Genomic DNA, 24,197 nt, shown 5'->3' on the forward strand with positions numbered 1-24,197 from the left:
AAGTCGGCGCTGGTGATACGGCGCGGTTCGGCTGGATTGGTGTCAAACCCGTGCAAAGTGCGCAGCAAAAGGAGTGCTTATGACAGTATGTAATTTATTTCAGGCGATAATGTCCCCATGATGAATGAACAATCTATCCCGGAACAGCCTGTGGAACTCACTGAAAACGCAGTTGAAAAATTAGCTGAATCGGTGGTTGAAAGCCCAGTTGAAATTCCGGTTAAAAGGTCGGTTAGAAAGCCGGTTGAAAAATCGGTTGCCCCCCCGATTGAAGCATCAATGGAAGAAGCCTCGCTTGAAACCTCGATTGAAATGCCGATTGAAAAACTGGCTGATTCCCCGTTGTCTGAGGCAAGTGCTGCTGAACCCGCGCCTTTCGCACCAGTGCTTTCCATACCGGACCCAGTGCCCGTTGCGCCTATTGCGCCTGTTGCACGGGCTATTCAGCCAGCAGAATTTAAGCCTGCTGTGCCGCCTATGCCGGATCCACGCCGCCGCTTACGCGAACTGCTAGCGATTCCTGATCGTGATCGCACCGATGCATTGTGGGATGAGTTAATTGAACTTGAGATCCAGCTTGCACCAGGGAACCGAGTTCAATCGCCGAATGCTGATGCTAATGTAGGGCGCTATCAAAAGCCGAGTCGTTTTGCAGATACCGGGCGGCGCCCTGCGTCGTCACCCAATGTAGGACGACATCACAGACCCAATGGAGCACATGGTGCCCACGGCGCACATGGTTCAGCAACAAACTCTGGCACTGGTGGTCCAGGCGTTCCCGGCGCAGTGGCACCCCATGGCGCAGGCGGTGCCGATGTGCCACGGCCTGCCAAGCGTTTCTTCAAAAAGCCCCGCCGGGGGCCGCGTTCACCTGATAAGGTTTAATTGCTTCATCGCTATCGTTAGCGTTTGTTACGCCGTTTTTACGCATAGCGAACTAAAAGCTGACTCATAATTAACCCCGACTACTTAATCCATGGATCAGCTGAAAACACTGGAACCCCTGGGGTTCACGCTGCCTGGCCCGGCCTATATTTTCGGGGCAGTCCTGTTTAGTTTGATCGGCTGGGCTGCCTACCGCTATGGCAAAAAATCCTCTTTGACGCCATTCAAAGGGCTAGGCATCGCGCTAATGCTTTACCCCTATGCGATAACAGATACGCTTATGCTCTATGGCGTCGGTGTTGCGCTATGTTTTGGTCTGTATTGGTATCGTAAATAAACGAGTCAAGGCAAGCTTGTGCTTATTTTCACGTTTGTCGTTTAGTTGTCACCAGCGTACTCACTCACCACGCGAACGACTGCGTTAGTGAGCATGCGCAGATCTTCTTGGGAAATGATAAAAGGTGGCATGAGATAAATCACGTTGCCAAAGGGCCGCACCCAGACCCCAAGTTCTGCAAAGCGTGTACGGTAAGCGGTGAGATTGATCTCTCCTCGCATCTCAACAACGCCAATGGCGCCCTTGACGCGCACATCACTGACATTCGTAAATTGGCGGCAGGGCGCGAGTTCGTCTTTTAGTTGGAGCTCTATGGCCGCAACCTGCGCCAGTCGTGGCTCCTGCGTGAACAGGTCGAGCGAGGCATGCGCTGCGGCACACGCCAGCGGATTCGCCATAAATGTCGGGCCATGCATTAAAGCAGCAGCAGGGTCGTCGCTGAGAAATGCCGCAAAAATATGTCGCCGTGCCACAGTGGCTGCCAGCGCCAGTGTGCCGCCGGTGAGCGCTTTGGAAAGACAAATGATGTCAGGTGTTATTTCCGCTTCTTCGCAGGCGAACAGGCGTCCAGTGCGCCCAAAGCCGGTCATGATTTCGTCCGCAATCAGCAACACGTTGTGGCGTGCGCAACTGGCGGCTACCCTGGTCAGTGTTTGTGCATCATGCATTTTCATGCCGCCTGCGCCTTGCACCAGCGGTTCGATAATCACGGCTGCGACTTCATGGGCATGCAGCGCAAGGCATTGGTCAAAAGCGGCGTGGCTGGTCTCGGTCGTGGGTAATTCAGCCATGATTTCTTTGGGCATGGCATCCGCAAACCGTGTATGCATACCCTCTTCAGGATCGCAGATCGCCATGGTGGCAAACGTATCGCCATGGTAACTGTGGCGAAAATGAATGATGCGCTGGCGTTTGGGTTGGCCACCATTGATCCAGTACTGGCGCGCCATTTTGAGCGCAACTTCAACCGCGACCGAGCCGGAATCGGTGAAGAAGACGCGCTCCAGATCGCCCGGCAAGAGCGCGGCCAAGCGTGAGGCAAGCCTTAAGGCGGGTTCATGCACCAGGCCGCCAAACATGACGTGCGGCATGACCTCAAGCTGGTGGCTTACCGCTTCGCGAATGTGTGGATGGTTGTAGCCATGGCAGGCTGTCCACCAGGAAGAGGTGCCATCAATCAGCTCACGTCCGTCAGCAAGGCTGATGCGCACGCCTTGGGTTGCTACAGCCATCTGAGGTGGTGGCGTGTTGGCCATTTGGGTATAGGGCAGCCAAATGGAGTCAAGCGTGGAATCAAGCGCGGCAATGGATTTTTTAGTGGGCATGCTGGTAATCAATAAAGATGTATCGCCATGTCAGTGTACCAGCGGGTATTGATGTCTTGTACGCAGGGAGGGCGAGGCATGCGAACAAGCAGGGGTTGCGCGCTTGTGTTGTGATAGATTTGTACCGTCAGCAAGGTAGATGGATTCACCTGTTATTTTTTTAACGCATCAACGCCGCTAATTAATCAATTTACCAACGAAAAAAGGGACGCACATGAAGCAAGTGCTACATCTGCCAGTGTCAAACGCACACCTGAGTCAGGTTAAAAAACCGAACGTGGAGAAATAGTTTATTTCACTACCTCGAGTTTTATGGCATGGCTTGCTGGCTGTTTGCCTGATCTGTCTGCCATGGGCCAGAGCAGAGTCTTCTGCCCTGGTTGTCACCGGCGGTGTGTTCGACTATAGCGCACAAGCTGGTGACTCCCTGATCAAGATTGGTGCGCGCTTTGGGGCCGCACCAGAAGTTCTGGCGCGTGAAAATGCCTTGCAGGCCAGTGTTCATCTTGTGCCTAGCCAAAAGATAACGATCGACAACCGGCACATTGTGCCTGCTGTGCTAGAGAATGGGTTGCTCATCAATTTGCCGCAGCGTATGCTTTATCTTTTTCGTGAGACGCAGCTTGTGGCGGCCTATCCGGTCGGGTTGGGTAAGCCGAGTTGGCCGACACCGATGGGTGAATTTAGTGTCATCCATAAGTCGGCCAATAAAACGTGGATTGTGCCGTTATCGATACAGGCAGAGATGCGGCGGATGGGACAAAAAGTTAAAACGATGGTGCCTCCGGGGCCTGATAATCCGCTTGGCAAATATTGGTTGGGGCTTAGTCTTGATTCCATCGGCATTCATGGCACCATTGCGCCAACGAGTATTTATCATTTTCAAAGCCATGGCTGTATTCGGCTCCACCCTGAGGATATCGAGGCGCTCTTTGAACAAATACCCCGTGGGGCAACAGGCCATATTATTTATAGCCCGTTGCTCATGACAGAATCCTCAGGGCGTATTTTTCTTGAGGTTCATCGGGATAGTTATAACCGTGGCGGTGTTTCAATGGCTGCACTAGAGCAGTTGGCCCGCCAGGAATCGTTGACGGATCGTATCGACTGGGCGCATGCTGCGGAGGTGTTGAAGCTGAAAGATGGCATTGCCCGCGATGTCACGCTTTCTTCCGGATTGCATTGATAGGAGGGTGGCAAAACATGAGTCAGCGAGTGTGTAAGATGCGACGTGGATGGCTTAAGGCAGGCGCGGCATTTGCGCTCACAGGATTGCGTGGCTGGCCAGCTTTGGCCGCTGTCGATCAGAAAAAAAATGGTGTGCGCGAACTCGCTTTTTACAACCAGCATACCGGCGAAAGTCTTAAGGCCAGTTATTGGGCTGATGGCAACTATCTGCCCGATGCGCTAACAGAAATCAACCATATTTTGCGGGATCATCGGACCAATGACGTGCTTCCGATGGGGCTTCCCCTGCTTGATCTGCTGTACACCCTGCATGGCGTGCTAGCAACCCCACGGCCATTTCAGATTATTTCAGGCTACCGTTCACCGCAAACCAATGCTTTTTTGGCCGCGCATTCAGATGGTGTAGCCAAAGGCAGTTTGCATATGCAGGGCAAGGCCATCGATCTTTATGTGGAAGGTGTGCCGCTGGATCAGCTGTGCCGTGCGGCAATGGATTTGCATGCTGGGGGTGTGGGCTATTACCCGAGTTCAAATTTTGTGCATGTCGATATCGGGCGCGTAAGGGCTTGGTAACACCGTCTTCGTTAGTGCCGTTGAGTGAGCCTGGCTCCTTTTTTATCACCGGTACCGGAACCGACGTTGGCAAAACCTGGCTGACATGCGCCCTGTTACGCCATTGGCGTGCGCAAGGCCTTGCCCCACGGGCATTTAAGCCGGTGCTCTCTGGTTTTAATCCAGCAGAGGCTGCGGCTAGTGACGCCGGGCAGTTGCTTGCCGCTTTGGGTCGAAGCATTGATGCGACAGCATGGGATGACATTGCGCCCTGGCGCTTTAGCGCGCCGCTTTCGCCCGACATGGCCGCCGCGCGCGAGGGGCGGCGCATTGATTTTGATGCACTGGTCGGCTTTACCCGCCGTATTGCCAGCGCCGTCTCCATGGATACCGATTCGCATAACTTTTTAACGGTGATCGAAGGCGTTGGTGGTGTTATGGTGCCGCTGGACGAGCAACACACCGTACGCGACTGGATTGCCGCCAGCGGCCTGCCGTGCATTCTGGTAGCTGGCAGTTATCTGGGGAGTTTGAGCCACACGCTGACGGCACTCGAGTCGCTACGAAAAGTCGGCGCTGGTGTGGCGGCGATTGTGGTCAATGAGTCGCCCGAATCGTCAGTTAGTCTCGCCGACACTATCGCCACGCTACATCACCATGTCGGTGGTGTGAATCTTGTGACTATCTCGCGTGCCGCACCTCAAATCGGCGTTACAGAGCTGGCTTTTTTGCTTGGCTAAAAGCCGTATACTGCGCGCCTTTGTTCCCTGCTTTTTGTTCCTTACCTTTCCCCGGATGAATCATGAGCATCAAACCTGATAAGTGGATACGCCGCATGGCCGAGCAGCACGGCATGATCGAACCTTTCGAGCCTAGCCTGGTGCGCGAGGTCGATGGTCAGAAGATCGTTTCTTACGGTACCTCAAGCTATGGTTACGATATCCGCTGCTCGCGTGAATTTCGGGTGTTTACCAATATCTATTCGACCGTCGTTGATCCGAAGAATTTCGACTCGAATTCGTTCGTCGAAATGGATGGCGATTATTGCGTCATCCCGCCCAACTCGTTTGCTCTGGCGCGTACGGTTGAATACTTTCGCATCCCGCGCAATGTGCTGACGGTGTGCCTGGGCAAGAGCACGTATGCGCGGTGCGGCATCATCGTCAATGTCACCCCCTTTGAGCCGGAATGGGAAGGTTATGTGACGCTGGAGTTTTCCAATACCACACCGCTGCCGGCAAAGATTTACGCCGGCGAAGGCTGCGCGCAAGTGCTGTTTTTTGAATCCGACGAAGTGTGCGAAACATCGTACAAGGATCGCGGTGGCAAATACCAGGGGCAGGTCGGTGTGACCTTGCCGAAGATCTAGCCATGCAACAACGGCGGTCATCGCACGAGGCCCTGCCGCCGGGCCCCCCAAGGCGGGGTCAGCCAACAACACGGAGGCCGCGTAGTTTGCGGTCGAATCATCGTTACCTCCTTCCTCGGGAAGAGGGGTAGGGGGCAGGTCAATCATGCGTTTTCACTTTCCCATCATCATCATCGACGAGGATTTCCGCTCGGAAAATGCGTCGGGCCTTGGCATTCGTGCGCTGGCTGAGGCCATCGAGAAAGAAGGCATCGACGTGCTGGGTGTCACCAGTTATGGCGATCTGTCATCGTTTGCTCAGCAGCAGAGCCGGGCGTCGGCCTTTATTCTGTCGGTCGATGATGAGGAACTCGCCAACGAAGGCGAGGAGACCATCGCCGAGCTGCGCGCCTTTGTCGAGGAGATTCGCTACAAGAACGCCGAGATTCCGATTTTTCTCCACGGCGAGACGCGCACCAGCCGGCATATTCCGAACGACATCCTGCGCGAGCTGCATGGTTTCATCCACATGTATGAAGACACGCCGGAATTCATCGCCCGGCATGTGGTGCGCGAAGCCAGGACTTATCTGGACTCGTTACCGCCTCCGTTTTTTCGCGCGTTGGTTCACTATGCCGGTGATGGTTCGTATAGTTGGCATTGCCCCGGCCATTCGGGCGGCGTTGCCTTCCTGAAAAGCCCGGTGGGGCAGATGTTCCATCAATTCTTCGGCGAGAACATGTTGCGTGCCGATGTCTGCAATGCCGTCGAGGAGCTCGGCCAACTGCTTGACCACACTGGCCCGGTAGCGGCGTCCGAGCGCAATGCGGCGCGGATTTTCAATGCCGATCATTTGTTCTTTGTCACCAATGGCACCTCGACCTCGAACAAGATCGTCTGGCATTCCACCGTGGCGCCGGGCGACGTGGTAGTGGTGGATCGTAACTGCCACAAGTCCATTTTGCATGCCATCATGATGACGGGTGCGATCCCTGTATTCTTGATGCCGACGCGTAATAACTACGGCATCATCGGGCCGATTCCGCGTGAGGAATTTCTCTGGGAGAACATCCAGAAGAAGATTGATGCCAACCCGTTCATCATCGACAAGAAGGCCAAGCCGCGCGTGCTGACCATTACGCAAAGTACTTATGATGGCGTGCTCTACAACGTCGAGGATATCAAGGAAATGCTCGATGGCCGGATTGACACGCTGCATTTTGATGAGGCCTGGCTACCACACGCTGCGTTCCACGATTTTTATGGCGACTATCACGCCATCGGTGCCGACCGCCCGCGCTGTAAGGAGTCGATGATTTTTTCCACGCAGTCGACGCACAAGTTGCTGGCCGGTCTTTCGCAGGCGTCGCAAATCCTTGTGCAGGATGCGCAGCAGAACAAGCTTGACCGCGATGTATTCAATGAGGCCTATCTGATGCATACCTCAACGTCGCCGCAGTATTCGATCATCGCCTCGTGCGATGTGGCGGCAGCAATGATGGAAGAGCCGGGGGGTACGGCGCTGGTCGAAGAATCGATTGCCGAGGCGCTGGATTTTCGCCGCGCCATGCGCAAGGTGGATGAGGAGTGGGGCGCCGACTGGTGGTTCAAGGTCTGGGGTCCGGACGATCTTTCTGAAGAAGGCATTGAGGAACGTGAAGCATGGATGCTCAAAGCGGGCGAACGCTGGCATGGTTTCGGCAATCTGGCCGAGGGCTTCAATCTGCTCGACCCGATCAAGGCTACTGTTATCACGCCGGGGCTGGATGTTGGTGGCGATTTTTCTGACGACATTGGCATGCCGGCGGCCATCGTGACCAAATATCTCGCCGAGCATGGCGTGATTGTCGAGAAATGCGGGTTGTATTCCTTTTTCATCATGTTCACCATCGGTATTACCAAGGGCCGCTGGAATACGCTGGTCACTGCGCTGCAACAATTCAAGGATGACTACGATCGCAATCATCCGCTGTGGAAGGTGCTGCCTGAGTTTGTCGCCAAGCACCCGCGTTACGAGCGTGTTGGACTCAAAGATTTATGCACGCAGATTCACGCAGTGTACAAGGCGAATGATATCGCGCGGCTGACAACCGAGATGTATTTGTCGGCTATGGTGCCCGCCATGCGTCCGGCCGATGCCTTTGCCAAAATGGCGCATCGTGAAATCGACCGCGTCAGTATTGATGATCTGGAAAATCGGGTGACGGCGGTGCTGCTCACGCCTTATCCGCCAGGCATTCCACTGCTGATTCCGGGTGAGCAGTTCAATGCGACCATCGTGAGCTATCTCAAGTTTGCCCGCGAATTTAATGAGAAATTCCCTGGTTTCGAGACCGACATTCACGGCCTGGTAAAGGATGCCAGCAACGGCAGCGTGCGTTACTACGTCGACTGCGTCAGCCAGTAGGCGCTACGGCAGCGTATAAAAGTCGGCGCTGGTGATGCGCCGCAAAGCAACTACCCTTGGGGGACGGCGAGTGGTTTCCGATACTCTTGCTTAGAGTGATCGAGGAATTCTTTTTATGATGCTTCAGACTCAGTGCGCTGATAGCTGACGAAATCGTATGCCAATCCCGCCGGGTTTACATGCGACTCGCGCACCAGCTCGTGCCATGCGTTGCGGTTGAAATCGGGAAAGCAGGCATCGCCGATTACCTCGGCGTGTATTTCGGTGAGCTCCATGCGCTGCGCCAGCGCCAGGGTCTGGGCGTAAATTTCTGCGCCGCCAATCACGAAGGCGGTTTCTTCGTTCGCGCAGGCGGCGATCGCGGCTGCGACCGAAGCGACCACGGTCGCACCCTGCGCGCAGTAGCCAGGGTTGCGCGTGATGACGATGTTATGCCGTCCAGGTAGCGCCCGACCGAGCGATTCCCATGTCTTGCGTCCCATGATGATGGGATGCCCCAGGGTCAGCACCTTGAAGCGTTTCAGATCATCGGCAATGCGCCAGGGCAGTGTATTGGCGACACCAATGACGCCATTGGCGGCGACAGCGGCAATGAGAATAATGCAGGGTGAAGGTGCGTTGGTGTTGGTCATGAGGTCAGGGTTTTTGCATGAGTGTTTGATAAAGAGCGGTATAGTGCCGCGTCGGCGAGTTCCAGCCAAAGTCGGCGTTCATGCCATGGCGCTGGAGCGTTTTCCAGCGTGGGGTATTGTGCCAGAGCGTCACGGCGCGGCGGATCGTCGCCAGCAATGCGGCGGGCGTGGCTTGCGTGAACACAAAGCCGTTGCCATGTCTGGTGTCGGCGGCATCGATCACCGTGTCAGCCAGCCCGCCGGTGGCGCGCACGATGGGCGGCGTGCCGTAACGCAGGCTGTACATCTGGTTCAGGCCACAGGGTTCAAAGCGCGAGGGCATCAGAAACAGGTCGGCCCCGGCCTCGATGCGGTGGGCGAGTCCTTCGTCGAAACCGATACGCACGGCGAATTGCCCCGGCCATTGCGCCGCGATGGTGCGAAAGGCCGCTTCCATCTCATGCTCACCGTTACCCAGCACGGCCAGTTGCACCGGCAACGCCGCGAGCTCAGTGGCAATGTCGATCACCAGGTCCAGGCCCTTCTGCTCGGTGAAGCGGCTGACAATGCCGACCAACGGCATTTTGGTTGTCGCCGCCAGACCCATTTCGGCGCGCAGCGCGGCCGTGTTGGCGGCTTTGCCGCCAAGCCGGTCAACATCATAGGCAGCAGCCAGATAGGGGTCAGTCGCCGGGTTCCATTGCCTGGTGTCGATGCCATTCAGAATACCGGTCAGCTGGCCAACGCGATAGCGCAGCAGGCCGTCCAGACCCATGCCTGCCGCGGCCGTCTGAATTTCCTGCGCGTAAGTTTGACTGACGGTGGTGATCGCATCGGCAAACTGCAAACCAGCCTTGAGGAAGGAGAGTTGGCCGTAATATTCCACACCATCCATGGCCCAGGCACGCTCGGGCAGGTCCAGCGCGGACAGCAGCGCGCGTCCGAACAATCCCTGAAAGGCGAGGTTATGGATGGTTATCACTGTTGCGGCCGTTTTCGTGCTTCCTGCCTGCTGCGGCAGGTAATGCAGATAGGCTGGTGCGAGCGCGGTCTGCCAGTCGTTGCAGTGCAGGATGTCCGGCCGCCAGTCGAGTGGGCTGGCTCCTCCGGCGAGCAGTGCTGCAACACGCGCGAGCAAGCCAAAGCGCAAGGCATTGTCGGGCCAGTCACGACCGTCGGACCCCAGATAGGGGTTGCCGGGGCGCTCGAAGCAGGCGTCACATGTGAGGAGATATAGCGGCATGCCCTGTGGCGTATGGGCTGCGCGCAGCGTCGCGCCGGGGAGCCGGCCGCCGGCTGGCGGAATCGTCGCCCGCCCGGGCGCATCGGGGAAGGCGGCCTGCATCATTGGATAGTCCGGCACTAATATTCGGACATCGATTCCAGCCGACCGCAGAGCCTCGGGCAGGGCGGCAGCGACATCGCCCAGGCCGCCGGTCTTGACCCAGGGCGCCATTTCGGAGACAGCAAAAAGAACTTTCATTTCCAAAGTCGAAATTCAGGCCACAGAGGGTATAGAGAAAACGAGAAAACGCCGAGTTTGCGATTCAGCAGCAGCCTGCGAGCAGGCGACACGAAGTGTACGCCACCTCAAGTTTTTCTCTGTGTCCTCTGCATCCTCTGTGACCAACGACTGAATTCAGCAAACAACAAAAAGTATCACTTCTTGGCGATGCGCTGGAATGATTTGTCGGGTGGCGGTGGGTGGCATCGAAACACATCTGTCTCTTGCGAATGATCTTTGGCCTATAGCTTAAGCCACTGCTGCAGGAACGCGCCATTTGATCATCGCCACCTTCACGGCGTCGTTTACGACCAGGCATGACACCATCGCATAAGCGAAAATCGCGAGCGTCTGCCACCAGGGTAATGGCATGAGTCCCGGGAGGCCCACGGACGTCAGGACGGTACCCGTGAATGCAACCGCAACAATGGCCAGCACGAGGGTCTTGCTGGGCATTGTTGTCCAGAACCAGCGTCGCTCCCGCGCGGACACGATGGAAAATACCGCCATGTAGAGCAGCGTCAGAAAGCTGAAGGTGTAGAGGGCATTGTCATTAGTCGCCAGACCAAAATGCGACCAGCCTATCCACAAGAGGAGCAGTGCCTCCGCGACCATCGCGACGCCCAGCACCACGGACACCGCGATGAAGCCCCCGATGTTCCACGTCTCCGGTTGATTGGAGGGTCGAACGTGGTCGGTGGCGAGGGCGATCTTCGCGAAGTCCGTCATGAAGACCAGCAGCAGCATTGCAAAAGCGGAAACGACGAACTTGCCGGTCACCACGAACGCGATGGCCACGAAGGCGGCCTTCAAAATCGTCCGGCTGATCTTGTTGATGATCCAGGTCAGGATGCGCTGGTAGATCGTCCGCCCCTGCTCGATCAATGCCACGATGTTCGTCAGTCCCGGTTCGGTCAGCACCACACTTGCGGCACCCTTGGCGACGTCGGTCGCCGTGCTGACGGCGATGCCCACTTCGGCCTGACGCAGCGCGGGTGCGTCGTTGACGCCATCTCCCGTCATGCCGGTCACATGCCCTGCGGCTTGCAGGTGCTGTACCACGATGTATTTGTCCTCCGGATACACTTCAGCAAAACCACCGGCGCCCGCCAACAAGTCAATCGTCTCGTTGCCGGCCTGCGCGCTCGCGGCCTTCAGGTCCGACACGCGCTGGATGTTGGTCAATCCCACGCCGTGTGCGATTTCACTCGCAATCGCCAGCGCATCACCGGTGAGCATCTTCACCGAAACGCCGAGACCGTGAAGTTCGGCGATGAGTTGCCTGGCATCCGGCCGAGGTGGGTCAAACAAGGTCACCAATCCAAGCAATGCGGGTGTACCCGCCTCGGAACCACGCGCTACCGCCAGTGTCCGATATCCCTTCAGTGCCGATTCGCCGGCCCGTGCCTCCAACGCGTCTATCTCATCGGACTGCAGCCCGCAGGCTTCAGCGACTGTACGAACAGCGCCTTTCATCACGCGCAGACGTTGGCCGTTCTGTTCAACCACGGCTTCAGTCCGCCGGTTTGTTGCGTCAAATGGTGCAAAAGAGATTGGCGTGACCGCCGCTGCGCCATTAAAGACCTGCCGCTCTTTTGCCGCGGCAAGGAAGGCCAGGTCAATCGGATCCTGGTTGGACTCTTGAGATGCGAGTGCGGCGGCAAACAACACGTCGGATTCTGTCGCGTGCTCCAGGGGAATCACGCTGGTGACGACGAGTTGGTTCATCGTGATCGTGCCTGTCTTATCCACGCAGAGCACGTCCATCGTCGCAGCATCTTCTGTGGCGCTGAGGCGTGTGACCAGCACGCCGCGCTTTGCCAGCTCTTTCGCCCCGACAGCCATGCTGACCGTAAACATCACCGGGAGGGCGACCGGCACTGCGCTCATCAACAGGACAAGCATGAGCGGAATCATCTCACGCAGCGCCGTGTGCCGGATCAGCGACAGCACGATCACCACGCCGAGCAGCGCGCCGACGATGACGAACAGCCAGCGCACCACCTTGGCCACCACCGCTTCGATGTGGAGTTTCGGGCGCGCTTCCTGCACGAGTTGCGTGGTGCGGCCAAAGTAGGTCTTTGCCCCGGTCAGGATGACCACACCATTGCCTTCGCCGCGGCGAACGACGGACCCCGACGCAAGTACTCTGCCGGCGGCCTTGTCGGTATCCTGTGACTCGCCCGTGAGGGCAGACTGGTCAATGCTCAGCGCGCCAGTGAGGAGTTTCACATCCGCCGGGATGATGTCGCCGGGGCGCACGCGGATGATGTCGCCGGGGACCAACTCTCGTGCGGGAACGACCTGCCAGACCGACTCGCGCAGCACGCGTGCACTGACCTGCAACCGTCGCCGCAACGTTGCGACGACACCGGCGGCCCGGCGCTCCTGCATAAAGCTCAACACGGCATTGACAATCAGCAGCGCGCTCACCACAGCCAAGTCCGAGTATTTCCCGAGGAGGGCCGACAAAACCATGATCAGTTCCAGCATCCAAGCCGACACGCCCCAGAACTTGCCGATAAACATGAGGATTGGGTGGTCTTTATGTTCGGCGACTTCGTTGTAGCCATGCGCCTTCCGGCGGGTGTCCACCTCGGCGTGCGTGAGACCTGTTTCCGGGTTCACATCAAGCGCAGCGAGCGTGGCGGGAACGGACGCGGAGGTGATGTCAGAGGTCTTGATCGTTGCTGGCATCACTCGCAGGGGCTCAGTTTTGGGTTTCTTTGTAGTCGTTTGCATAGTATGCAGCACCTACAATACTCATTCCGCCAATGTCGGGTACAACCTCACTGCGACGAATAGAAGTACAGCGAATACTGCGAACATGACTGAAAAATCAACTCCGTAACCATGAACATTTTCCCCTCCGGTGATCATGAGTCCGCGCAACGCGTCGATCAGATAAGTGAGTGGATTGATCTGCGCGATGACGCGCAGCCAGCTTGGCATGATGTCCAGCGGATAAATCGCGTTGCTTGCGAAAAACATGGGCATTGTGAGGAGTTGCCCAATGCCCATGAAACGCTCACGCGTTTTTACAATGCACGCAATGATCAGCGAGAAGGTGGCAAATATCCCCGATCCCAGCATCACACTGGCCAGCACAGCGAAGATCGCCAGCGGATCCAGCCTGAGTGAAACATGCATGACGAGTGCGATGAGATAAATGACCACGGCTTGCACGAGGCCGCGGAATCCGGCGGCAACCGCTTTACCAAAAACCAGGGAGCTGCGACGAGCGGGACTCGCCAGGAGTTTATGCACCACGCCAAGGTCACGCTCCCAGATGACGGCGATGCCATAAAAGATCGCGCTGAACAGAACGCTCTGCGCGAGAATTCCCGGCGTGATGAACGCAAGATAGCTTAACTGCCCGGTGTGGATGCCACGAACCTGGGCGAGAACCTGTCCGAACACTACCAGCCACAGCACGGGTTGCACTGCACGGGAAACGAGTTCGGTCGGATCACGAATGAGCTTGATCAGCTCGACTTCTACAATCGCGGCGCTCTCGCGGATGAATCGTTTCATGTGTTCGCGCTCAGCCGAGGCGGTGAGCCGTCCTGCGGGTCTGGGCGACCTCGCGGAAAGTCCCGCCTTCGTGTATCAAGCCCCCCGCATAGTGTGCGAATACATCGTCCATGGTCGCGCTCGCTCCGAGTTCCCTACGCAATTCGGCTGGTTTTCCAACCACGCTTACTCGCCCCACATGCAAAATCGCCAATCTGTCACAAAGCGTCTCGGCTTCTTCCATATCGTGTGTCGTGATGAGAACCGTCATGCCATGGTCGCGTCTGAGATCCAGCAGGCGATCCCACACCATGTGACGCGCAACCGGATCGAGTCCGATGGTCGGCTCATCCAGGAACAGGAGCGCGGGACGGTGCAGCATGGCCTGGGCAAGCTCAAGCCTGCGGATCATTCCGCCTGAGTAGGTTTTTACCAGCTTGTGCGCCGAATCGGTAAGCCCCATGAAGTCCAGCGCATCGGTGATGCGCTGGCCGCTCTCTGCCCTGGGCAGGCCATAGAGTTTGGCCGATAGGCGCAGATTCTCGTAGCCGGTCAGGGCACCGTCGGCCGACAAAAGTTGCGAGACGTAGCCGATACGCCGCCTGACATCTCCCGGAGATTTGATGATGTCGAATCCTCCGGCTGTGGCTGACCCGGATGTGGGCGATAGCAGTGTCGTGAGCATCTTGATGACGGTACTCTTCCCGGCGCCGTTTGCACCGAGCAAGCCGAAAATCTCTCCATAGGGAACGCGCAGTTCGATGTGATCCACCGCAGTCAAATGCCCGAACTGGCGTGTCAGTTCAGATGTCTTGATGGCAAGTCTGTCAAATGCGGCGGTGTCCATAGGAGAGCCTCTAAAAATTCAGAACGAGCCCAACGGTTTTTGTCATGGCTTATGGCAGGCAGCAACCAGTCCCGCCGTCGAGCTATCCAGCCCCGTTGCTGCTGTGCGCCCCTCGATCATCGGCAGTAGACGGCTGGCGAGTTGCTTGCCGTATTCCACGCCCCACTGGTCGAAGGAGTCCAGATTCCACAGCACGCCCAGACTGAAGACCTTGTGCTCGTAAAGTGCAATCAACTGGCCCAGTGTGTAGGGGTTCAGACGCGGCAGCAATAGCGTGGTTGAGGGCTGATTGCCGGGGAATACTTTGTAGGGGGCAAGCTGCAAGGACGCCGACGGAACGGCGGCGGCAAAAGTCTTGAGTCCGTCACTGGTCGGCGCTGGTGACACGGCGGTAGCGAGCTCTGCAGTCGCTTCGACAAGCGTTTTGCCACGCATCAGCGCCTCGCTCTGGGCGAAGCAATGCGCGAGCAGTTTGGTGTGATGGCCGGGTAGCGTAAAGTCAGGTTCGACGAGGGCGATGAATTCGCAGGGAACCAGCCGCCCGCCCTGATGCAGGAGTTGGTAGAAGGCGTGCTGGCCGTTGGTGCCGGCTTCACCCCAGAGTATCGGCGCGGTGGCATAAGCGACAGTCTTGCCATCACGGTCGACCTGCTTGCCGTTGGATTCCATTTCCAGTTGCTGCAAATAGCTTGGCAAGAGTTCCAGCGACTGGCTGTAGGGCAGCAGGGCGCGTGTTTCGGCGCCAAGGAAATTGGTATTCCAGATATCAAGCAGGGCCAGCGTGACAGGCAGATTGCACTCGGCCGGCGCACTGAAAAAGTGAGCATCCATCGCCGCGCCACCCGCCAAAAACTGACGGAAGTTGTCCATGCCAATAGACAGCGCCAGCGGTAGACCAATGGCCGACCAGAGCGAGAAGCGGCCGCCGACCCAATCCCAGAACTCGAAGGCATTCGCCGGGTCGATGCCGAACGCAGCCACTGCGGGGAGATTGGTCGATACGGCAACGAAATGGCGTGCCACGGCCGCTTCGCCCAGCGCGGCAGCCAGCCAGACGCGGGCAGAGATGGCATTCTGCATCGTCTCCTGTGTGGTGAATGTTTTACTGGCGATGATGAACAGACTGCGCGCCGGATCAATTTTGGCGAGGACGGTGACCAGATGCGCGGCATCAAGGTTGGAGACGTAATGCACAGTGATGCCCGGCATGTGCTGTGCCGCCAGCGCGCGGCTTGCCATCTTGGGGCCGAGATCGGAGCCGCCGATGCCGATATTGATGACATCGCGGATACGTTCGCCGGTCGCGCCACGCCAGTGACCCTGGTGAATGTCGTTGCAGAAGCGAGCCATCTTGTCCAGCACGCCGCGCACATCGGGCATGACATCGTGACCCGTATTGCAGCCCGCATCGCAGATCGGCTCGCTACCGTTATAACGTAGTGCCGTGTGCAGCACGGCGCGGCCTTCGGTGTGGTTGATGGCGTCCCCTGCGCGCATGCGCGCAATCCATTGGGCGCCGTCGGCGATTTGCCACAGCGCATGCAGTGACGCCATGATTTCTGTTGTGACGCGTTGCTTTGAATAGTCGAGCAGGAATCCTTCTTCGCGTAGTGAAAAGCGCGTGAAGCGTTCGGCATCGGCAGCAAACAGATCGCGCAGATGAACGCTACGCGCCGTTTCTGCAAGGCGTGCCAGCGTGATCCAAGCGGGTGTGGTGGTTAGGCTCACAGGCGAGGTCACAGCCAGAGCATCATGCCCATCTCGAAGGGATGGGTCAGTAAGGCGTGGCTCGGATAGGCGCGCACGCGGTACTCCATCTTACCGCACTGCTCGGGCGTCAGTTCGCAACTGAAAAGATGTCCACCGCCTTCCAGTGGCTGTTCGTGGCACAGTACGTGATGCCATACCTTGGTCGAGGCGACTTTACGGGGACGGGTGAATACCAGTTCGACCGTCAGGTCTTCCGGCATCAGTCCGTTGAGTTGGACGGCAATCTCGAAGCGCAGCGTTTCGCCAAAGCGGATGCGGCTGATGGCCTGATCGAGACGCCGCAGATGTACCCCCGGCCAGGCGCTGCGGACACGGGTTTTCCACTCGGCGACCTGGCGCGCGCCGGCGAAATTTTCTCCGGCGTACTTGCGCCACTGCGCGGCAGCGGGCGCGTAGAACTTCTCGGTGTACTCGGTGACCATGCGCCGCATGTTGAAGCGCGGCATGATCGAGGCGATGGAGTGTTTGGCCATGGCCACCCATTCCGGCGAATAACCGAGTGCGGTATTGCGGTAGTACATCGGGATCACGCTGTCCTGCAACAGTTCGTAGAGTGTGCGCGCCTCTTCGGCGTCACGCTGGGCGGAATCTAGCCCCTCCGCCGCCGGCCTGATTGCCCAGCCGTTCTTGCCGTCGTAGCCCTCGCCCCACCAGCCATCGAGTACGGACAGGTTGAGCGTGCCGTTGATGGCGGCTTTCATGCCCGAAGTGCCGGAGGCTTCGAGCGGATAGATCGGGTTATTGAGCCAGACATCGACCCCGGCGACCAGGCGGCGGGCCAGGTGCAGGTCATAGTCTTCGAGTAGCAGAATGCGGCCCTCGAACTCGCGTTGCCGGGAGAGTTCGGTGATCTGGCGGATGAGCTGCTGGCCCGGCTCGTCGGCCGGGTGGGCTTTGCCGGCGAAGAGAAAGAGTACCGGATGTTGTGTATCGAAGAGGATTTCGTGCAGCCAGTCAAGGTTGTTGAACAGCAGTGTGGCGCGCTTGTACGTGGCAAAGCGGCGGGCGAAGCCGATGGTCAGCACCGTCGGGTTGGCGGGGTCGGCAAAGCGCAGGAGGCGATCCAGGTGCGCTTCCGAACCCTGATTGCGTCTTTGCTGCTGACGTACCCGGTTGCATACCAGATGCAGGAGCTGGGCCTTGAGCGACTGGCGGATGCTCCAGAAAATCTGGTCAGGAATGTGCTGTATATCCGACCAGCAGGCCTCATCCGTATGGCGGTGCTGCCAGCCGAGGCCGAGGTAGCGATCGAAGGTTTCGTACCAGTCCGTGGCGAGAAAGCTGGGCACGTGCACCGCGTTGGTAATATAGTCCATCGGGTTTTCGGCAGCCTCGACCTGTGGCCACAGGTCGCTGCAGATGCGCGCCGATACTTCACTGTGGATGCGCGAGACGCCGTTATGAAAGCGCGAACCGCGCAGCGCCAGCGCAGTCATGTTGAAGTCGTTGCTGCCGCCAGTGTGGCCCATGCTCAGCAGGGTCGTGCGATCAAGGCCGGTGGTCTTGCAGAAACTGTCAAAATAATGCATCACCAGGTCATCGGCGAAATGGTCATGGCCCGCAGGTACGGCGGTGTGGGTGGTGAATACGGTGTTGGCGGCGGCGGCTTCGAGCGCGGTGGCAAAGCTTTGGCCTTGATCCATGAGATCGCGAATACGTTCCAGAATGAAGAAAGCGGCGTGCCCCTCGTTGATGTGCCAGACCGTGGGATGCAAACCGAGCGCGTGCAGGGCGCGTACTCCCCCCACGCCAAGCAGGATTTCCTGTTCGATGCGCGTATGGCGGTCACCGCCATACAGTTGATGAGCAATGTCACGGTCAGCTAGATTGTTTTTCTCGATATCGGTATCGAGCAGATAGAGCCGGGTGTTGCCGACGCGGGCCTGCCAGACCTTGGCCCAGACTGTGCGGCCGGGAAAGTCGATCCCAATGAGGACATCGCGGCCGTCTGCACCGTGCACCGGCTCGATCGGCATGTCATCAAAATCATTGTCTGCGAAGTGTGCATGCTGTTTGCCATCGCGGTCAATGGTTTGCTGGAAGTAGCCCTGGCGGTAGAGCAGGCCGACGGCGACAAACGGCAGGCGCAGGTCGGAGGCACCCTTGCAGTGGTCGCCGGAAAGAATGCCCAGTCCGCCGGAATAAATCGGCAGACTTTCATGAAAGCCGAATTCGGCGCAGAAATAGGCAATCAGATCGGTCGATTCCAGCGGCGGCTTGCCAGGCAGTTCCTGGGTGGCCGGTGTCGCATGGTAGGCATCGTAGGCCATTAGCACGCGATTCATGGTATCGAGAAAAATCGGGTCGTCAGCGACCTCCTTGAGCCGGTATTGATCGACGCGCTTGAGCATGGCCTTGGGACTGTGGTTGGTTGCTCGCCATAAGCGTAAATTCAGGCGCGCGAACAGCGAACGTGTCGGACGGTCCCAGCTGTACCAGAGGTTGCTGGCAAGTTCCTCAAGCCGCGCGAGACGCGGCGGAATTTCGGGATTGACTTCGAGCGGATAGCGGGTGCCGGGCATAATGGTCGGTGAAGAAGGTTGAGGTAAGCTGAACTGGCAAGTTGAATTCTATGCTGTGGAAGTTACCTTGAGGGTGATGCGTTGCCAACCGCCGGTTGCGACCCGCCAGCGGAGCGTGAGGCAGATGGCCTGCATGATTTTTTCGAAACCGGCTTCGGATTGCGATACGGTATGGTGTGGTTGCGCTGTGAAAGTCGGTGCTGGTGAGACGCCGCGAAGCTTTGAATCTTTGTTTGAACCCGTTTCTGGGAATCCGTCTCTGTCTCTGGATGTCTCTGGAAAGTACCCTTGAGGGACGGCGACAAGCTGCAATGCACCGTGCCGGTAGGCGGGTAGCGTACCGGGTTGGTTGCTGAACTGGTTGCCAAGTTCGGCGTCTTCAAGAGTGATGTGGTGCAAGGCGGAAAGTTCCAGTGTCTGGCCAAAGCCGCCGGGAATACTGCCGTCGGCCAGCACGTAACGACCGCCGTAACCATCGCAACTGGGCATGGCGAGATTGATTTGCGTCTCTAGCTGCTCAGCGGGGAAATCAAGCGTACTCACCCCGCCACTTCCATCGGTGATGCGGTAGGCAATTTCCAGCGTATCCCCCTGTAGCGCGTAGCGTTTTTCCACGCGCCAGCCGTCGCCGGCGGCAGCAAAGTGGCCGGGCGTGGTGTCACGGCAATAGGTGTCCAGGGCATGGCGTGTGCCATCGGCGGCTACCCAACTATCGATGCAGATGCCGCGTGGACGGACGTCTGGTTCGGCATCCGCCGGAACAATGGCTTGCAGGAATGCGATGCGGTCATGGGCTGAGGCGATGCGACTTTTTTCCGCTGTGGGCGCCGTTGCACCAGCGTCCAGAGACGGATTCTTGAGTCCTCCTTCGGACAAACCGATTTTTGCGTGATAGGTCTCTGCATGGCGGCGCAGCGTATCACCGAAGTTGTGCGCCAACGGCAGGCTGGAGAACTCCACCAGCGCCGCATCGCCGTCTTCGCGGATGACGGCCAGCAGTTCGCCGCTGCGCAGCAGCAGCTCGTCGTGGCCGTCATTGTCGAGGTCGCGGCGCTCCAGCGCGGCGGCAGGCGCCAGCGGGTCGAGCGCGGCCTCCAGCGCCAGCAGGTTGTGCCACACCGCGCGGCGCAGATGCGGCAGGTAGAGGCCGCCGAACAGTCCGTGCCAGTAGGCGTCGTTGGCCTGGGCGCGATGCAGGTGCTCCTGCATGCCCGCCGTGCGTTGCGCTGCCGGTAGCCGGGCCAGCCGCTGCGAAATATCCAGCATGCGCTTGTGCATCCAGTTGGCTTCCGGGTAGCGCGACATGAAATTGCGCCAGATGCCGCCGCGCAAAAAAGGTTTGTGCGCCTCGAAGCGGCCCGCTGCCTTTTCCGTGTCGACCAGTGCGCGATACACGCTGGCGCGCGGTGCGGGCAGCGTCCATTCGTTCATTTCGATGTAGGAGGTGGTCGGCAGATAGACGATGCCGCGTGTTTTCTCGCGCGCGTGATAGTCGGCATAGGTGGCGGTACGGATCAGGGGCGAAGCCAGCACGCCTTCGACAAACTGCGTCAGCCAGCCTTTTTCATATACCCATTCATGGGTCTCGGGCCAGATGCCGAATTTCTCGATGTCGTCGAAATAGATCGCGGCACGGCGTCCCTGCCGCGCCAGGTCTTCGAGCCAGGCGACGGCGTCAAGCGCGGGCGAGAAGGGCAGCCGGTAGCGTGCCGCTTCGGCGATGGGAAACAGGTCGAGGCGCTGACCATCGTCTTCGGTGGTGTAGAAGCTGTCGAGCTGCCTGCCTGCCATCCCGGCACAAAGAAAGTGGTAGTCGTCGACAGCGACGTAGCGAATGCCGGTCTCGGCTAGTGCGGGCACCACGGAGGATTCCCAGACCCGTTCGGTGAGCCAGGCGCCGGCAGGGCGCACGCCGAAATGCCGCTCGATCTTGTCTGATAGGGTGGTGATTTGCGTTACCCGGTCGCGGTGCGGAATGGCCGCCAGCACCGGTTCGCAGTCGCCGGAGCCGAACCATTCGACCTGCCCGCGCCGGGTCATGACCGCCAGCCGCGCCATATCGGCGGGATAATGCGCCAGCAGGTAGTCGAGCAGCCAGCCCGAAAAATGCACACTGAAGCGGAACGCCGGGTAGCATTCCATGACGCGCAGGAACATGCCGTAGCTGCGCAGGTGAGCGTCATTGATGACCGCCGGAAAATTGCCGACTGGCTGATGGGCATGAACGCCGAACAGAAGGGTGATGGGCATGGCGGACTTTTAGGCGGACGATTCGGTTGCGCGCCGCATCGAGCCGCCGGTGGCTGCGCTTGATCCGGCAGAAATCGGTATCTCGAGCTGGGCGGGGGGCTCCAGTTGCAGCAGGTGGTAAAGGTGGACGAGATTGTGGCGGAACAGTTGATCGAAACTGGCAACGTTGGCCGCCGGGTTGTAGTCGCCGAACCACCAGAACCAGTCCGAGCTTTCGCAGATGGCCAGTTGCCGTGTCGCCAGCGCCGACTTTTCCGCCGACAGCCGGCCGCTGGCCAGCACCAGGTCATAACTTTGCTTGGCGGCGCAGAGCAGATCCCAGGCGTGGTTTTTCTGCTGGTTGCCGATCCAGGTCGACAGCGTGCCATACACCCAGCTCCCTGCAACCAGCTGTGGCAGCGGGGATGCCACGACAGGCCGGGCTTGCGCCAGCAATCTGGCATAGGTGGTGGTGGTGATGCGCGGGTGTTGCTTGAGCAGGCTGTACAGATCGTCAAAGAAATAGTAGCCGTTGTAGGGATAGTGCTCCCAGGCATTTTCGCCATCGAGAATGATGCTGACTACAGGCGCTTCGTCCGTCGGCGCGGCGTCGAGAATGGCGTCGAGTTGTGCGACCAGATGTCTTGCCGCATCGCGTCCGTGCCATTTGGCATAATCAAAGCCGATCAAGTCGGACAGCCGGTCATCGCGGAAAAACAAGGTTAGCTCTGGTGCGCCCTCCAGCTGCCACGGACGATAGGCGGCGTGCATGGTGGTGTGGATGCCGCTGGCGGCCAGGCTATGCTTGAGCACACCTTCGCCGCTGGCGATCCAGCGGCAGCCGGCGTTGGCCAGAAGCTGGACAAATGGCGCAGAGATGGCGCCTTCGGCAGGCCACATACCGGCCGGCGGTGCGCCGAAGCGGGTGGCATGGCTGGCGCGTCCACTGCCAATCTGGGTCATGACGCGGCTGCGCCCGCCCGGGTAGGTGGTGCTGACAGGCAGTTGAGCATCAGGCAGGCTTTCGCGCGCGGCGTGGAAGTCAAGCAGCAGCGGGGCCAGCGGATGGGTTTGCGGCGTCGCCGAAAGCTCGACCTGGCCCCGCGCCGCCAGCGCCCGCCAGCGCGGGATGAGGCCGGTGATCAGTTCGCCGATGCTGGCTAGCAGGTGCTGCCGGTCGGCGGCGTCATAACCTTCGCCCTTGCTGATCAGGGTCGCGAGCAGCGGATTGCGGCGACGCTCGGTTTCGCCCGTCCAGGCCAGGTGGTACCAGGTGATGAGGTCTGAAAAATAGGCGCCGGAAAGATAGGCGAGCATCGCGTCACCCTCGCGGGAGAGGCTCAGATAGAGGTCGTGCAGATACTGGTAACGGGGAAAGGGCGCCAGCATGGTGACGTGATTGCTGCGAAAGCAGGTATTCAGCAGCAAGTGGCGATCGACTTCCGGGATATGGTTGAGATCAGGTGTGGCGAGCATGCGCAGCAGCGGATCGCGGAACTTCCGGCTCGCGAATTGCTGTACGTAATCCTCGATCTGTTCCAGCAGCACCGGCACAAAATTCACCACGCAGCGGATCTCCGGGTAACGCTCCAGATGTGCTGCCATGTCGACGTAGTCTTTCATGGCGTGCAGGTACACCCAGGGCAGCGTGAATTCTCCGGCAGCATTGTCTGTCGCCGTTTGACCAGCGCCGACTTTTGAAACACCCAGGTTGTTGCCGTGATCCCGATAGTCGGGTTGGTGCATGTGCCAGAGGAAAACGAGGTTGAGTTGTTTCATGGGGCGAGAGTCGTCAGGAATCAGCGGATGATGTGATGTGCCTGTTGACCGAGCATTTCCGGTGTGACCAGAGTGATGCCATGCTCACTGACGTGAAAGCGTCGGCGGTCGGTTTCGGCATCATAGCCTATTGTCATATTTTCTGGGATGTGGCAGTGCTTGTCCAGGACTACTCGCCGCAGCTTCGCATGGCGGCCGATGTCGACATCAGGGAGGATCACCGAATCCTCGATCTGCGCGTAGCTATGTACGCGCACACGCGAAAACAGCAGGGAGCGGTGTACCGTGGCGCCGCTGATAATGGTGCCGCCCGAAACCAGTGAATCGACCGCCATGCCGCGCCGGCCGTCATCGTCAAAGACGAACTTGGCCGGCGGCAGTTGCTCCTGATGCGTCCAGATGGGCCAGACTTCGTCATAGAGATTGAGTTCGGGCGTGACCTTGGTCAACTCCATGTTGGCTTCCCAATAGGCGTCGATGGTGCCGACGTCGCGCCAGTAGGAAATGCCGCAACTATCCATGCCGACACAGGAGTCGGCGAAGCTGTGGGCGAACACGCGATGATGCCGTACGCAATGCGGAATCACGTTCCTGCCGAAATCATGCGCCGAATCCGGATCGTCCTTGTCGCGGATCAGCTGCTCGTAGAGGAAGTCGGCGTTGAATACATACACGCCCATGTTGGCCAGCGCGCGGTCGGGGCGATGCGGCAGCGGCGACGGATGGACCGGTTTTTCGATAAAGGCTGAAACACGTTTGTCATGGCCGATATCCATGATGCCGAAGGCGCTGGCCTCCGTCAGGGGCACATCCATGCAGGCGACAGTCAGATCAGCCTGGGTCTGCACATGGTCAAGCAGGATGCGGCCGTAGTCCATCTTGTAGACGTGGTCGCCGGAGAGTACCAGCACGTATTTGGGGCGGTTGCGACGGATCAGGCCGAGGTTTTGATATGCCGCATCGGCGGTGCCCCGATACCAGTCCTCGCTGACCTGTTGTTGCGCCGGCAGAATGTCAATGAATTCGTGAAAGCGCCCATCGAGAAAGCTCCAGCCGCGTTGCAGATGTTGGATCAGGCTTTGCGCCTTGTACTGCGTGGCGACACCGATGCGGCGCACGCCTGAATTGACGCAATTGGAGAGCGTGAAGTCGATAATGCGGAATTTTCCGCCAAAAGGCACGGCAGGTTTTGCCCGCCAGTCGGTGAGCTGCATCAGACGACTGCCGCGGCCACCGGCCAGCACGATGCCAAAAGTGGCGCGTGTCAGATGCCTGGCACTCATGCGTATCCTTTCCCGCCGGATATTTGCGGCAGGTGATTGGCACCATCGCTGATTTTATTCAGCTGCATAGAGTTTCCTCCGTTGTGGCCAGAGTCGA

18 protein-coding genes are annotated in these 24,197 nt (G+C 58.6%); 7 read left to right on the forward strand and 11 right to left on the reverse strand.

The features are described 5' to 3' along the window. The first annotated feature begins 117 nt into the window (after window positions 1–117). Window positions 118–885 (forward strand): hypothetical protein, encoded by a 768-nt coding sequence (locus PG1C_RS06000; protein ID WP_202636481.1) that lies wholly within the window; start codon window positions 118–120, stop codon window positions 883–885. 91 nt (window positions 886–976) lie between these two features. Beyond that, on the forward strand, window positions 977–1,222 hold the full coding sequence (locus PG1C_RS06005; protein WP_202636482.1) for a hypothetical protein: 246 nt from the start codon (window positions 977–979) through the stop codon (window positions 1,220–1,222). 41 nt (window positions 1,223–1,263) lie between these two features. Here PG1C_RS06005 and PG1C_RS06010 read toward each other — a convergent pair whose 3' ends face one another. After that, a complete protein-coding gene (locus PG1C_RS06010; protein WP_202636483.1) occupies window positions 1,264–2,547 on the reverse strand; it encodes an adenosylmethionine--8-amino-7-oxononanoate transaminase in 1,284 nt (427 codons plus the stop codon). A 322-nt stretch (window positions 2,548–2,869) separates the two neighbouring features. Between PG1C_RS06010 and PG1C_RS06015 the strand changes: the two genes are divergently transcribed. From PG1C_RS06015 to PG1C_RS06035, 5 genes are all read left to right on the forward strand, one after another. Beyond that, entirely contained in the window at window positions 2,870–3,733 is an 864-nt protein-coding gene (locus tag PG1C_RS06015) for a L,D-transpeptidase family protein (protein ID WP_202636484.1), read from the forward strand. A gap of 38 nt (window positions 3,734–3,771) precedes the next feature. Beyond that, entirely contained in the window at window positions 3,772–4,308 is a 537-nt protein-coding gene (gene mepK / locus PG1C_RS06020; protein ID WP_237218330.1) for a peptidoglycan L,D-endopeptidase MepK, read from the forward strand. After that, window positions 4,302–5,027: a dethiobiotin synthase gene (gene bioD / locus PG1C_RS06025; RefSeq protein ID WP_202636486.1), complete on the forward strand. Its 726-nt coding sequence runs from the start codon at window positions 4,302–4,304 to the stop codon at window positions 5,025–5,027. Before mepK ends, bioD begins: the two co-directional genes overlap by 7 nt. 62 nt (window positions 5,028–5,089) lie before the next feature. Then, window positions 5,090–5,656: a dCTP deaminase gene (gene dcd / locus PG1C_RS06030; RefSeq protein ID WP_202636487.1), complete on the forward strand. Its 567-nt coding sequence runs from the start codon at window positions 5,090–5,092 to the stop codon at window positions 5,654–5,656. 145 nt (window positions 5,657–5,801) lie between these two features. After that, window positions 5,802–8,042, forward strand: coding sequence for an arginine/lysine/ornithine decarboxylase (locus PG1C_RS06035; protein WP_202636488.1), 2,241 nt, complete (start codon window positions 5,802–5,804; stop codon window positions 8,040–8,042). 113 nt (window positions 8,043–8,155) lie between these two features. Here the strand turns inward: PG1C_RS06035 and PG1C_RS06040 are convergent, their stop codons facing one another. From PG1C_RS06040 to glgC, 10 genes are all read right to left on the reverse strand, one after another. Further along, window positions 8,156–8,674, reverse strand: a complete 519-nt coding sequence (locus tag PG1C_RS06040) for a dihydrofolate reductase (protein ID WP_202636489.1) — start codon at window positions 8,672–8,674, stop codon at window positions 8,156–8,158. A gap of 4 nt (window positions 8,675–8,678) precedes the next feature. After that, window positions 8,679–10,136 (reverse strand): glycogen synthase GlgA, encoded by a 1,458-nt coding sequence (gene glgA, locus PG1C_RS06045; protein ID WP_202636490.1) that lies wholly within the window; start codon window positions 10,134–10,136, stop codon window positions 8,679–8,681. Window positions 10,137–10,406: 270 nt separating this feature from the next. Beyond that, the gene (locus PG1C_RS06050; protein ID WP_202636491.1) at window positions 10,407–12,854 is read right to left on the reverse strand and encodes a plasma-membrane proton-efflux P-type ATPase; all 2,448 of its coding nucleotides are present in this window, start codon (window positions 12,852–12,854) and stop codon (window positions 10,407–10,409) included. A gap of 66 nt (window positions 12,855–12,920) precedes the next feature. Beyond that, window positions 12,921–13,691, reverse strand: a complete 771-nt coding sequence (locus tag PG1C_RS06055; RefSeq protein ID WP_202636492.1) for an ABC transporter permease — start codon at window positions 13,689–13,691, stop codon at window positions 12,921–12,923. A 10-nt stretch (window positions 13,692–13,701) separates the two neighbouring features. Then, entirely contained in the window at window positions 13,702–14,517 is an 816-nt protein-coding gene (locus tag PG1C_RS06060) for an ATP-binding cassette domain-containing protein (RefSeq protein WP_202636493.1), read from the reverse strand. A gap of 42 nt (window positions 14,518–14,559) precedes the next feature. Next, window positions 14,560–16,245: a glucose-6-phosphate isomerase gene (gene pgi, locus PG1C_RS06065; RefSeq protein ID WP_202636494.1), complete on the reverse strand. Its 1,686-nt coding sequence runs from the start codon at window positions 16,243–16,245 to the stop codon at window positions 14,560–14,562. A gap of 8 nt (window positions 16,246–16,253) precedes the next feature. Beyond that, on the reverse strand, window positions 16,254–18,809 hold the full coding sequence (glgP, locus tag PG1C_RS06070) for an alpha-glucan family phosphorylase (protein WP_202636495.1): 2,556 nt from the start codon (window positions 18,807–18,809) through the stop codon (window positions 16,254–16,256). A 48-nt stretch (window positions 18,810–18,857) separates the two neighbouring features. Further along, entirely contained in the window at window positions 18,858–21,059 is a 2,202-nt protein-coding gene (locus PG1C_RS06075; RefSeq protein ID WP_202636496.1) for an alpha-amylase/4-alpha-glucanotransferase domain-containing protein, read from the reverse strand. Between the two features lie 9 nt (window positions 21,060–21,068). After that, window positions 21,069–22,817: a glycoside hydrolase family 57 protein gene (locus PG1C_RS06080; protein WP_202636497.1), complete on the reverse strand. Its 1,749-nt coding sequence runs from the start codon at window positions 22,815–22,817 to the stop codon at window positions 21,069–21,071. Between the two features lie 20 nt (window positions 22,818–22,837). Then, entirely contained in the window at window positions 22,838–24,100 is a 1,263-nt protein-coding gene (gene glgC, locus PG1C_RS06085) for a glucose-1-phosphate adenylyltransferase (RefSeq protein WP_202636498.1), read from the reverse strand. Window positions 24,101–24,197 lie beyond the last annotated feature (97 nt).

Source organism: Rugosibacter aromaticivorans, from assembly GCF_000934545.1.
Classification (GTDB): Bacteria; Pseudomonadota; Gammaproteobacteria; order Burkholderiales; family Rhodocyclaceae; genus Rugosibacter; species Rugosibacter aromaticivorans.

Bases quoted from the DNA above. Each gene is read 5' to 3' on its own strand.
- PG1C_RS06000 (WP_202636481.1), top strand. From the start codon at position 118: ATGATGAATGAACAATCTATCCCGGAACAGCCTGTGGAACTCACTGAA.
- PG1C_RS06005 (WP_202636482.1), top strand. From the start codon at position 977: ATGGATCAGCTGAAAACACTGGAACCCCTGGGGTTCACGCTGCCTGGC.
- PG1C_RS06010 (WP_202636483.1), bottom strand. From the start codon at position 2,547: ATGCCCACTAAAAAATCCATTGCCGCGCTTGATTCCACGCTTGACTCC.
- mepK (WP_237218330.1), top strand. From the start codon at position 3,772: ATGCGACGTGGATGGCTTAAGGCAGGCGCGGCATTTGCGCTCACAGGA.
- dcd (WP_202636487.1), top strand. From the start codon at position 5,090: ATGAGCATCAAACCTGATAAGTGGATACGCCGCATGGCCGAGCAGCAC.
- PG1C_RS06035 (WP_202636488.1), top strand. From the start codon at position 5,802: ATGCGTTTTCACTTTCCCATCATCATCATCGACGAGGATTTCCGCTCG.
- PG1C_RS06040 (WP_202636489.1), bottom strand. From the start codon at position 8,674: ATGACCAACACCAACGCACCTTCACCCTGCATTATTCTCATTGCCGCT.
- glgA (WP_202636490.1), bottom strand. From the start codon at position 10,136: ATGAAAGTTCTTTTTGCTGTCTCCGAAATGGCGCCCTGGGTCAAGACC.
- PG1C_RS06050 (WP_202636491.1), bottom strand. From the start codon at position 12,854: ATGCCAGCAACGATCAAGACCTCTGACATCACCTCCGCGTCCGTTCCC.
- PG1C_RS06055 (WP_202636492.1), bottom strand. From the start codon at position 13,691: ATGAAACGATTCATCCGCGAGAGCGCCGCGATTGTAGAAGTCGAGCTG.
- PG1C_RS06060 (WP_202636493.1), bottom strand. From the start codon at position 14,517: ATGGACACCGCCGCATTTGACAGACTTGCCATCAAGACATCTGAACTG.
- glgP (WP_202636495.1), bottom strand. From the start codon at position 18,809: ATGCCCGGCACCCGCTATCCGCTCGAAGTCAATCCCGAAATTCCGCCG.
- PG1C_RS06075 (WP_202636496.1), bottom strand. From the start codon at position 21,059: ATGCCCATCACCCTTCTGTTCGGCGTTCATGCCCATCAGCCAGTCGGC.
- PG1C_RS06080 (WP_202636497.1), bottom strand. From the start codon at position 22,817: ATGAAACAACTCAACCTCGTTTTCCTCTGGCACATGCACCAACCCGAC.
- glgC (WP_202636498.1), bottom strand. From the start codon at position 24,100: ATGAGTGCCAGGCATCTGACACGCGCCACTTTTGGCATCGTGCTGGCC.